At 60.5% G+C, this 11,161-nt stretch carries 11 protein-coding genes; 7 read left to right on the top strand and 4 right to left on the bottom strand.

Annotated elements, in window-relative coordinates; translation table 11 throughout:
* The first annotated feature begins 11 nt into the window (after positions 1-11).
* From xseA to HMPREF3056_RS12515, 3 genes are read left to right on the top strand one after another with little or no spacing between them, the layout of a single operon-like run.
* Positions 12-1,253, top strand: a complete 1,242-nt coding sequence (xseA, locus tag HMPREF3056_RS12525) for an exodeoxyribonuclease VII large subunit (protein ID WP_046648344.1) — start codon at positions 12-14, stop codon at positions 1,251-1,253.
* A 46-nt stretch (positions 1,254-1,299) separates the two neighbouring features.
* Entirely contained in the window at positions 1,300-1,587 is a 288-nt protein-coding gene (locus HMPREF3056_RS12520; RefSeq protein WP_070546567.1) for an exodeoxyribonuclease VII small subunit, read from the top strand.
* Positions 1,588-1,941: a hypothetical protein gene (locus tag HMPREF3056_RS12515; protein ID WP_070754976.1), complete on the top strand. Its 354-nt coding sequence runs from the start codon at positions 1,588-1,590 to the stop codon at positions 1,939-1,941.
* Between the two features lie 4 nt (positions 1,942-1,945).
* Here the strand turns inward: HMPREF3056_RS12515 and HMPREF3056_RS12510 are convergent, their stop codons facing one another.
* Complete coding sequence (locus HMPREF3056_RS12510) at positions 1,946-2,536, bottom strand: DUF4245 domain-containing protein (RefSeq protein WP_070546569.1); 591 nt, start codon at positions 2,534-2,536, stop codon at positions 1,946-1,948.
* A 201-nt stretch (positions 2,537-2,737) separates the two neighbouring features.
* Between HMPREF3056_RS12510 and glpX the strand changes: the two genes are divergently transcribed.
* The 4 genes from glpX (at position 2,738) to HMPREF3056_RS12490 (ending at position 7,834) form a co-directional block, all read left to right on the top strand.
* Positions 2,738-3,757: a class II fructose-bisphosphatase gene (glpX, locus tag HMPREF3056_RS12505; protein ID WP_070754975.1), complete on the top strand. Its 1,020-nt coding sequence runs from the start codon at positions 2,738-2,740 to the stop codon at positions 3,755-3,757.
* Between the two features lie 98 nt (positions 3,758-3,855).
* The gene (locus tag HMPREF3056_RS12500; RefSeq protein ID WP_046648340.1) at positions 3,856-5,256 is read left to right on the top strand and encodes a class II fumarate hydratase; all 1,401 of its coding nucleotides are present in this window, start codon (positions 3,856-3,858) and stop codon (positions 5,254-5,256) included.
* Between the two features lie 386 nt (positions 5,257-5,642).
* Complete coding sequence (locus HMPREF3056_RS12495; RefSeq protein WP_070701636.1) at positions 5,643-6,266, top strand: TetR/AcrR family transcriptional regulator; 624 nt, start codon at positions 5,643-5,645, stop codon at positions 6,264-6,266.
* Positions 6,260-7,834 (top strand): MDR family MFS transporter, encoded by a 1,575-nt coding sequence (locus HMPREF3056_RS12490; RefSeq protein WP_046648338.1) that lies wholly within the window; start codon positions 6,260-6,262, stop codon positions 7,832-7,834. Before HMPREF3056_RS12495 ends, HMPREF3056_RS12490 begins: the two co-directional genes overlap by 7 nt.
* A gap of 77 nt (positions 7,835-7,911) precedes the next feature.
* Here the strand turns inward: HMPREF3056_RS12490 and HMPREF3056_RS12485 are convergent, their stop codons facing one another.
* The 3 genes from HMPREF3056_RS12485 to HMPREF3056_RS12475 form a co-directional block, all read right to left on the bottom strand.
* The gene (locus HMPREF3056_RS12485; RefSeq protein WP_070754974.1) at positions 7,912-9,045 is read right to left on the bottom strand and encodes a hypothetical protein; all 1,134 of its coding nucleotides are present in this window, start codon (positions 9,043-9,045) and stop codon (positions 7,912-7,914) included.
* Positions 9,046-9,126: 81 nt separating this feature from the next.
* Positions 9,127-9,702, bottom strand: a complete 576-nt coding sequence (locus HMPREF3056_RS12480; protein ID WP_046648337.1) for a GNAT family N-acetyltransferase — start codon at positions 9,700-9,702, stop codon at positions 9,127-9,129.
* A 71-nt stretch (positions 9,703-9,773) separates the two neighbouring features.
* Complete coding sequence (locus tag HMPREF3056_RS12475) at positions 9,774-11,132, bottom strand: PhoH family protein (protein ID WP_046648336.1); 1,359 nt, start codon at positions 11,130-11,132, stop codon at positions 9,774-9,776.
* Positions 11,133-11,161 lie beyond the last annotated feature (29 nt).

The following is an 11,161-nucleotide window of genomic DNA, read 5'->3' as shown; positions in this document are numbered from 1 at the left end:
AAGGACTGCGCGTGAACCAACCGGCCAATTCCGCGGAGGCACCGTGGCCCGTCGGCAAGGTCAATGACCAAGTCAAAGGCTGGATCGAGCGCCTCGGCTTCCTCTGGGTGGAGGGCCAGATCACCCAGCTGAACATGAAGCCGACGTGGAAACTGTCCTACATCACCCTGCGTGACGTGGAACAGGAAAAATCTGTCCAGCTGACCTGCAACACGTCGCTCATCCGGAATGCTCCCTCGCCGCTCAAGGACGGCGACCGCGTCGTGGTCTACGGCAAGCCCGCCTTCTACGCCGGGCGCGGTAGCTTCTCCCTGTGGGTTACTGAGATTCGTCACGTCGGCATCGGCGATCTCCTCGCCCGAGTAGAGATGCTGCGCCAGCGCCTACGCCAGGAGGGCCTGTGCGATCCTTCCCGCAAACTGCCGCTTCCCTACCTGCCAAAGAAAATCGGACTCATCACCGGCCGTGGCTCCCACGCTGAGCGCGATGTCCTCTCGGTGGCACAAGACCGCTGGCCGGCAGTCCAGTTCGAGGTCATCAACACAGCGGTGCAGGGAGCCACGGCAGTCACCCAGGTCATTGACGCGCTGCAGACCCTCGATGCCAACCCAGAGGTCGATGTCATCATCATCGCCCGCGGCGGCGGGTCGGTGGAGGACCTACTCCCCTTCTCCGAGGAGGCCCTCCTGCGCGCTGTGGCCGCCGCCCGCACCCCGGTTGTCTCCGCCATCGGCCACGAGCCGGACCACCCGGTGCTTGACGACGTCGCCGATCTCCGCGCCGCCACCCCCACCGACGCGGCCAAGCGCGTCGTGCCCTCTGCGGCCGAGGAATACGCCGTGATTTCCGAAGCTCGTTCCCGCATGGCGGCTGCGCTGCGCGGCTGGGTGGAACGGGAGCGCCGCGGGCTCGAGAGCATTCGCTCCCGCCCAGTCCTCGCAGACCCCATGGTGCCGATCACCGCGCGCCGCGAGGAACTCGAACGCCACGTTGCGTCGATCCGGCGAGTCATTACTCATCAGCTGGACCGCGAAAGCAACCAGGTAGCCTCGTTGCGTGCGCGGGTCTCCGCCTTGGGTCCCTCGGCCACTCTCGAGCGCGGTTATGCCATTGTGCAGGTCTTTCCGCGCGATGGCAGCGGGCCGGAGGTCGTCACGAGCTACACGCAATCGCCCCCGGGTTCGCAACTGCGCATCCGTGTGGGTGATGGCTCGATTACCGCCGCCGCCATGGCCTCCCAGGCTGCGGATTAAACAGAACGCTTTATACAGAACCAGTAAGAAAGAAGCATTATCCCTCATGACTGACACGATTGGCGCCGGCCAGCCCGGCCAAGACGCTTTCCCGCCCGTCGAGGAGCTGAGCTATGAGCAGGCCCGCGATGAACTTATCGAAACCGTGAAGATCCTCGAGCTCGGGCAGATGGGCTTGGACGAGTCTCTGAAATATTGGGAGCGCGGCGAGGCATTAGCCAAGGCCTGCGAGGCACACCTCGACGGCGCTTCCAAGCGCGTAGAGGAAGCCCTCCGCAAGAATGCGGACAGCCCGGACAACGCAGAAGCACAAACGGAATCAGGAGAGGTTTAAATGAAGATTTACGGCTACCCGGGAGATCGCGTCGACTTCGTCTCCAAGTCCGGCGGAGCAGGGGCCATGGTCTTTGGTGATCCGCGCCAGCTCGCCGAGGAATTCTTCGGCACCCCGCACACCGACAACGGCGAAGAAATCAGCTACTTTTCCGGCTCCATTGTCTTGCGCTTCACCGAAGGGAAACTCAGCGAGGTCTCTTTATTCCCCGGCAAGTCCAAGCACGAAAAGGTGGATATCTACCTTGCTAAGACCCGCTTGAGCGGGCTCGACCCCGAGACCCTGCGCAGCGCTGCTGGCGACGCGGTCGAGGTGGAATGGAACGGCGCGCTGCAGAGCGTGACGTTTCGCTGACTAGTTACTCGCTGATGACGCTGCCGTCCTCAGCGATCTGGAGCGGCTCGGCCTCGACGAATGCGGTCAGAGCCGCCTCATAATCCGCGTCGGAGGCAGAGCCGGTAAGGATAAGGCGGGCATCGCCCAAGTCCGTGATCCACAGGGGGCGAACATCTTTGTCGTCGCTGCTCAGGATTTCCACGTCCTGACCCGCTACCTCACGCCGCTCGGAGTTGGCTCGATAGTTGGAATCGTAAGCGGTGGGGACATCCTCAAGCGCTAGCTGGGTCTGTGCCGACTCAACGTATCCTTCATTCGCGGTCAGCCAGCTCACCACGGCACCGGACTCGCTGCCCACTTGCTTGCGCCGCGCGGCCGTCGGCTGCCAGCCCTCCGGCATGACAGGCTCACGAATGACCGCCCCGCTACCGCGCGCTTCCATCTCCAGGAAGGTAGCGGCATCCACATTCTGCACAGGCCCGGACTTTTCCGGGTTTATCGAGCACAGTCCCGTTGCTCCGACGGCCAGGAACATCATGATGAGGATGATGCCCACCGTCAGGGTGATATCACGCGCGTCCTCGAAAATCTTTGGTTTATCTTCAGATGCCACCCGCCCAGTATGGCACGACGCCTCCGACACACGCGACAGCGCCCTCTCACCTGCCTTTTCGGCAGGTGGTGCACCCCCGCCCCTCTTCTGGGGGAGGCATTCGGGCTTGAGTGGGCAGGAAAAGTGGAAGAATAGAATTTGTATTCCGGGTTGTCCCCCACCCCGGGCCGAGCCACCTGAAAAGAAAGGGACTAATCACACATGTCTGATAACACGTCTTATATCCCCGACCGCAACCTAGCCATGGAGCTGGTGCGCGTCACCGAGGCAGCAGCGCTCGCCTCGGGTCGCTGGGTTGGCCGTGGGCAGAAGAATGAAGGTGACGGCGCCGCGGTGGATGCTATGCGCAAGCTCATCAACTCCGTCGAGATGAACGGCGTCGTCGTCATCGGCGAGGGTGAGAAGGATGAAGCCCCCATGCTGTTCAACGGCGAGAAGGTCGGCACCGGCCAGGGCGCCGAGATGGACATCGCCGTCGACCCGGTTGACGGCACCCGCCTCATGGCTGAGGGCCGCCCGAACGCTATTTCCGTCATTGCTGCTGCCGAGCGCGGAACCATGTACGATCCGTCCGCTGTTTTCTACATGAAGAAGATTGCTGTTGGCCCCGAGGCAGTCGGTGCCATCGACCTCAATGAGTCGGTCGAGTGGAACGTGAAGTCCGTGGCCAAGGCAAAGGGCATCAAGCCGGCCGACCTCACCGTCGTCGTGCTCGACCGTCCGCGTCACGATGACCTGATCCGTCAGATTCGTGAAGCCGGCGCCAAGGTCCGCCTCATCATGGACGGTGACGTCGCAGGTGCCATCGCCACCTGCCAGGACACCAACTCCATTGACATCATGATGGGTATTGGCGGCACCCCGGAGGGCATCATCACCGCCTGCGCCATGAAGTGCATGGGCGGTGAAATCCAGGGCAAGCTGTGGCCCAAGGATGAGGAGGAAGCAGAGAAGGCTCGCAAGGCTGGCCACGACCTCGACCGCGTCCTCACCACCAACGATCTGGTTTCTTCCGAGAACTGCTACTTCGCCGCTACCGGCGTGACCAACGGCGATATGCTCCGTGGCGTCTCCTACCGCCCGAACGGCGCCACCACCCGCTCGCTGGTCATGCGCTCCAAGTCCGGCACCATCCGCTACGTCGACTCCATCCATAAGCTGGCTAAGCTGCAGGAATACTCCGTGGTGGACTACACCAACCCCCACGATCAGGAAAGCTAGTCCACTTTCCCAGGAAGAGTGCTACGGTGGCCATGAATGCCGTGCCACGGCACACATAAAGAACCCAACAAAACTCATTTCACAGAAAAGGTGAATTCATGACTGAATACCGCATTGAACACGACACCATGGGCGAGGTAAAGGTTCCGGTCGACGCCCTGTGGCGTGCCCAGACCCAGCGCGCCGTGGAGAACTTCCCGATCTCCGGCCGCGGCCTCGAAGATGCTCAGATCCGCGCACTCGGCCTCCTCAAGGCTGCCTGCGCCCAGGTAAACAAGGACTCCGGCAAGCTGGATGCGGAGAAGGCTGACGCCATCATCGCCGCCGCCACCGAGATCGCAGAGGGCAAGCACAACGATGCCTTCCCGATCGACGTCTTCCAGACCGGCTCTGGTACCTCTTCCAACATGAACACCAACGAGGTCATCGCCTCCATCGCCCACAACAATGGCGTGGAGATCCACCCGAATGACCACGTGAACATGGGCCAGTCCTCCAACGACACCTTCCCCACCGCAACCCACGTTGCGGCAACTGAGGCTGCCGTCAATGACCTCATCCCGGGCCTTAAGGTCCTGCACGATTCCCTGCTGGCCAAGGCCAAGGAATTCGCTGATGTAGTTAAGTCCGGCCGTACCCACCTGATGGACGCCACCCCGATCACCCTGGGCCAGGAGTTCGGCGGCTACGCTCGCCAGATCGAGCTTGGCATCGAGCGCGTTGAGGCCACCCTGCCACGCTTGGGTGAACTGGCTATCGGCGGCACCGCTACCGGTACCGGCCTGAACACCGACGCTGAGTTTGGCGGCAAGGTCACCGAGGAGCTCAAGAAGCTCACCGGCATTGACCAGCTCTCCGAGGCCAAGAACCACTTCGAGGCCCAGGCTGCCCGCGATGCCCTCGTCGAGTTCTCCGGCGCCATGCGCACCGTGGCTATCTCCCTCAACAAGATTGCCAACGACATTCGTATGATGGGCTCCGGCCCGCTGACCGGACTTGCGGAGATCCACCTCCCGGATCTGCAGCCGGGCTCCTCCATCATGCCGGGTAAGGTCAACCCAGTTCTGAGCGAGGCCGCCACCATGGTGGTCAGCCAGGTCATCGGTAACGACGCCGCTGTTGCTTTCGGCGGCTCCAACGGCCACTTCGAGCTCAACGTCTACATCCCGATGATGGCCCGCAACGTCCTCGAGTCCTCCCGCCTGCTGGCAAATGTCTCCCGCGTCTTCGCCGAGAAGTGCATCGACGGCATCGAGGCCAACGAGGAGCGCATGAAGAAGTTTGCGGAGTCCTCCACCTCCATCGTGACTCCGCTGAACTCCAAGATCGGCTACGAGAACGCCGCCAAGGCAGCTAAGCACGCGCTGAACGAGAAGATCACCGTCCGCGAGGCAGTCATCGACCTCGGCTTCGTCGACGGCGAGAACCTCACCGAGGAGGAGCTCGATGAGCGCCTCAACGTTCTCACCATGACCAACCGCGACCGCGACAACTTCTAAGCTCGCTTTCGCCCACGCCGCCGCCCTCCTTCGGGAGGGCGGCTTCGCCGTTTTCCCGTCCACCCCGCTGGGCCAACAGCAGGGTCGGGGTAGCCAAACTGCCCGTCCTGCCAAAGTTATAGCCTCCGCCTCAAGATCTGGCAATAACTTCGTCAACTAGGGCAGTTTTAGGCTTGAGAGTTTCTTTCCTAGCCATCACTTCGCGCCCTTCGCGCTCACGGCGAGCCTTAACCAGCCACAGCCCACGCTGCCGGTGGACGCGAAGGATGGGGTTGCTGTTCTTATCTCCTTTCCTGTGCGCTGCGCCATAAAGATCGTCCCGCCATCATGAGAATCACCAGCATTGCACTTGGTGCAAACTTGCACCGAGTGTAGGATTGCACTCTGTGCAAGAAGAATTGTCATTACGCGAGCAAAAACGCCTAAAAACTCGCCTACGTATAGAGGATGCTGCCACCCTCTTGGTAGACGAGCACGGCTTTGCTGCAGTCACGGTGGAGGAGATTTGTGAGAAGGCCGGTATTTCCCGGCGTACTTTCTTTAATTATTTCGATTCCAAGGACTCAGCTGTTCTGGGCAACCCCAGCCAAGAATTTTCCCAGGAGCAGAAGAGCTATTTGCTCGAAACCCCCACGGAGAACCTCTTCAAGCTGGCCGTAGACCTCATCAAGGAACACCTCATTGGACAGCACGCCAACAGGGAGATTGCTGAGCGACGCCGCCGTATCTCCCGCGATGCGGACGCAGCGGCGGCGTCCTTAAGTAGAAAGCGTGCCAAGTCCAACGAAGTCCTTGAGCTACTCACCCAGCGGCTGGAGAAGGAGCCAGCGTTAAAGACCATGCCGGATGTCTCCCCGCACACGGAGGCACTCCTCATTGCTGTCACCATCCGTGAGGCTTTCTGGTTGGCCACCACCTCCCCAGACTTCAGCTGCGACATCCCCTTTGAGCAGCGCTTTGATTCCGCACTCATGCTCATCAACAACTATTCGAAAGGACTTTCATGGTAGCTACCGCGAAACCGTCGGCGTCCCACGCTGACAACGGCAAGCCGGAAAACAACCTTGCCCTCGTCTTCTCTGCCCTCGTGCTCACCATGTTGATGAGCTCCCTGGGGCAGATGATCTTCGCTTCCGCCCTGCCCACCATCGTCGGCGAGCTCGGCGGCGTCGACCACATGAGCTGGGTTATCTCCGCCTTCCTGGTCACCATGACCATCGCTATGCCCATCTCCGGCAAGCTCGGTGACATGATGGGCCGCAAGTGGCTCTACATCGGCGGCATTGCCACCTTCGTCATCGGTTCCGCCGTGGGCGGCTTCGCCAACTCTATGAACCTGCTCATCATCGGCCGCGCGATTCAGGGCTTCGGCGCTGGATTCATGATGATTTCCTCCCAGTCCATCATTGCTGAGGTCACCACGGCTCGTGAGCGCGGCAAGTTCATGGGCATCATGGGCGGCGTTTTCGGCTTGTCCTCCGTCCTCGGCCCAGTCCTCGGTGGCTGGTTCACTGATGGTCCCGGCTGGCGCTGGGGCCTGTGGATGAATATCCCCCTCGGTCTTCTCGCCATGACCGTTTGTGTGCTCGTTCTGCACCTGCGCGTTGGTGATACTGACTTGCGCAAGTTTGATGCCTTGGGCGCCACGTTCATTGCCATCACGACCGCCTCGCTCATCCTCATGACCACCTGGGGCGGCACCCAGTATGAGTGGTCGGATCCCGTCATTCTCACCTTGGCCGTCATCGTTGTGATCGGTGCTGTCATCACGGTCTTCGTCGAGAAGCGGGCCAAGGAGCCTCTGATCCCAGTTCTGCTGTTTAAGAACCGCAACATGGTGCTCACGACGGCCGCCGGCATGGTGCTGGGGCTGGCTATGTTCGGCGTGCTGGGCTACATGCCGACCTACCTGCAGATGGTGCATACACTGACGCCGACCAAGGCGGGCCTCATGATGATCCCGATGATGCTCGGCATGATCGGCACATCTACCACAGTGGGATTCATCATCGCCCGAACTGGCCACTACAAGCGCTACCCCATCATCGGTCTCGCCATTACGGCAGGCGCGCTGTTCTGGATGTCGAAGCTGACTGTGGATACCTCCCTGACTCAACTTGGCGCTGAGTTCCTCGTCTTCGGCATCGGCCTCGGCTTCGTCATGCAGGTGCTCGTTCTCATCGTTCAGAACTCCTTCCCCGTGGCACTGGTGGGCACCGCAACGGCGGCCAACAACTTCTTCCGCCAGATCGGTTCCGCCATGGGTGCCTCCTTGGTGGGTTCGCTGTTCATCCACAACATGAAGGATGAGTTGGCAGCCAACATGCCTGCCGCCATTGCTTCCATGGGCAAGGCTGGCGCGCCCTTTGCAGAAAAGTTCAGCGCTGAGGGCGGCGGTTCCTCTAGCCTGACCCCGTCGATGGTGGCACAGCTTCCGGACCCCATCCGCGACGTCATCCTCAACGCCTACAACGACGGCCTCACCCCGGTCATCCTGCTCATGGTCCCGATGGCTATCATCGCTCTCCTGCTCATCCTGCCGGTGCGGGAGGAGCACCTCAAGGAGACCATCGACTAGGACGTCGGTCCCCGCTCAACAACAAGAAATCCTCGCTACGAACAATGACGTAGCGAGGATTTTTCATACCAGAGTATTTAACGCAGAATTCCCAACTGGCGAGCCACCTGGGCAGCTACGCCAATGAGCGCAAGCACGCCTGCAATGATGCCCACGATGGTTCCAGCATCCGCACCACCGGAGCTTAGGTTTCCAGCAAGAGACTTCTTGGTCACCTGCACGATCTTGGTGACTTGGTTGTCCGACAACTGGGGCTGACCATTGCGCACCACATAGGTGTTAAAGGTGACGGTCACGGTTCCCTCCGACTTAGCCTCGTAGGTACCGTCCTCGTTGACTTTAAGAACCTCAGGATCGCTTGAGCTTGGCGACGCCACCGGCACCCCTAGCTTCGCTCCCCAGAATCCATCGATGCTCAAGCCCAGGCTGCCTTGGCTTCCCACCGAGGTGCCTCCAGTCGTCATCAGTTCGGCATCATTGACTGCACTTTCCGGCACAGCGATGGGGAATGCGTGGCGGCCGGTGATGCGAGCGGGTTCACCCGGCATATCGCGATTGGAGAAGAAGCCTGCGGTGACCTTTCCTACCTGTGCCTGAGCAAAAGTTACGTGAACGGGATCAATGATCGAGTAGAAGTGGCCATTCTGTGGATTCCTTTGTCCGTTTGCACGAACAAGCTGTTCCCACTCACTGGAGCCTTGGTTGCTATCCGTCGACCACGATGCAATAGCGCCCGGCATGTCTGCCGTGGTGAGATTTTCTCCGGCCAACAGATTATCGATGACCCCAAAGGCCCCTACCCCAGGGAGCCGCTCGTGGTTGAAATCCAAATTCTCCTCCGCAGCGCGCTGCAAAACCGCGTGCTCAAGGCCACGATCCCAAGAAATCGCATTCATATACTCTTCACGGGTGTGATAGCCCGCAGCGGCAGCTGCCTGCTGCAGCGTTGCACCGTCGAAGGGAAGATTCGCATCCCAAGCCTTGCCGCGCAGCTGACGAACTTGGCGGGTAACCAAGTCAATGTCGGATTGCATGACCGGCTCGGCAAAGACATATGCCAGAGCGCCATCGGGATAGTTAACGTTGAGCTCTGCTACAGGAACGGAGCCAGCAGGTGGAAACTCAGCAGCCGTGGCAACGGGCGCTACAAAAGCACCGGTCGACACGACTACGGCGGTAGAAAGGGCAAGCACAGAGGTGCGGAAAGACATGATTCGCCTTCGATAGAGAGTGGATGAGAACAGGTTCTATTCTATCCCCACTCCTGCCCTGATATTAGAAAAGTGAGATAATTACTTCCTCTTCTCGTTGGCTGCTGCCTTCTTTTCCTCCGGCTTAGGCAGAAGCAACTCGTATACATCGGTATCGCGCCACTGGCCGGCGAGCTCGCCGTAGGTCATCTTTGCCATGTGGGAGTAGGTGCCCACCTTGACGAAGCCGCGGGACTTGTGCAGCCCGGCAGAACCTTCGTTCTCCGGGAAGATCCATGAGTGGATGGCCCACTTGTGCAGGTCACGGCATACCTCGATGAGCTGATCCAACAAGGCGCCGCCAATACCGCGGCCCTGGGCCTCTTTGCTCAGGTAAATGGAATCCTCCACCACGCCGTGGAACACGGTGCGGGTAGACGCTTGCGCAGCGCAGACCCAGCCGAGAACCTTCGAGTCATCGTCCGCCTCCACCGCAACGAAGACTGACGACATGATCTTGACGTTCTTAAACTCCTCGAAGGTCAGCGACCGGGTCTCGTAGGTAGCGTGGCCGGTGTTGAGGCCCTGCTCGTAGATTTCGCGCATTTGCGGGTAGTCCGCCGCAGTGAATGGACGGATGCGGAAATCCTTCTTCTTGTCTTTCGCGTTGTCGCTCATAGGACAATTATTACTGAGCACGCACGACCAATGCCAAGCAGACCCCTACAAGATCGCCATTCGCGAACGAGTTAGTTCTCACCTTCCAGCAAATCGGTGACAAGTTCCGCAATGGCAGAGCGCTCAGAGCGCTGCAACGTGATGTGAGCGAAGAGCTCATGCCCTTTGAGCTTTTCAATGACTGCCTGCACACCGTCGTGCCGGCCCACGCGCAGGTTATCTCGCTGCGCCACGTCATGGGTCAGTACCACGCGCGATCCGCGGCCCAAACGGGACAAGACAGTCAGCAACACGTTGCGCTCCAACGACTGGGCCTCATCGACGATGACGAAGGAATCGTGCAGGCTGCGGCCGCGGATATGGGTCAGTGGGAGAACTTCCAAGAGGCCTCGGTCTTGGACTTCATCCATGACGTTTTCCGATACGAGACCCTCCAACGTGTCGTAGACCGCCTGCGCCCACGGGTTCATCTTCTCACTCTCGGAGCCAGGCAGGTATCCCAGGGACTGCCCACCCACCGCATACATCGGGCGGAAAACCACGATGCGGCGGTGTTCCCCACGCTCCAGCACAGCTTCTAGACCGGCGCACAAGGCCAACGCAGACTTACCGGTACCTGCACGGCCTCCAATGGACATGATGCCCACGGAAGGATCCAGCAGCAGATCCAAAGCTACCCGCTGCTCAGCCGAGCGCCCCTGGAGACCAAAGACATTCGCATCACCGCGTACCAAGCGCACTGCGCCCTCGGCTGTCATGCGGCCCAGCGCTGATTGCCCGCCTGCCTGCAGCGTCACGCCACAGTGCACCGGAAGGTCCTCGACGCGGGTGCCGGCGGTGGTCACTGATCCGTCGATAAGCACCTCGCCTTCCCCATAGAGCTCATCGATGACCTCCGCGGTGGTCTGCACCGTAGCCATACCGGTGTATCCCGTGAGCACAACGTCCTGCGCGTGGTACTCATCTGCCTGCAGGCCCACGGCGCCCGCCTTAACGCGCAGCGGAACATCCTTGGTCACCAGGACGGTGTCCTTGCCCTCGTGCTGCAGGTTGAGCGCGCAGGCCAGGATTCGGTGGTCTCCCTCCGGCCCACGGAAGGCCGCTGGCAGCAAGGACTGATCCTGGTGATTCAGCTCCACGCGCAGCGTTCCGCCCGCGGCGTTGACGGGAAGAGGCTGATCCAGCGCCTCATAGGTAGCGCGGAGGTCCTCCAAAAAGCGAAGAGCTTGGCGGGCGAACCAGCCAAGCTCCGGGTGATGACGTTTTCCTTCCAACTCAGAGATAACGACGATGGGCAGCACCACATCGTGCTCTGCGAATTTACGCAACGCCCAAGGGTCGGAGAGAAGGACGGAGGTATCGATGACATAGGTCTTGGTAACCACAGCGGCCTCGTGCGGCTGCTCGGTCAGGACGGAAGGATTGGTCATAGCGGCAGGGTTCTCCCTTGTTATGCCCG

The organism is Corynebacterium sp. HMSC056F09 (assembly GCF_001815785.1).
GTDB classification, from domain to species: Bacteria; Actinomycetota; Actinomycetes; order Mycobacteriales; family Mycobacteriaceae; genus Corynebacterium; species Corynebacterium hiratae.
This window is presented reverse-complemented; position numbering and strand designations above follow the sequence as displayed.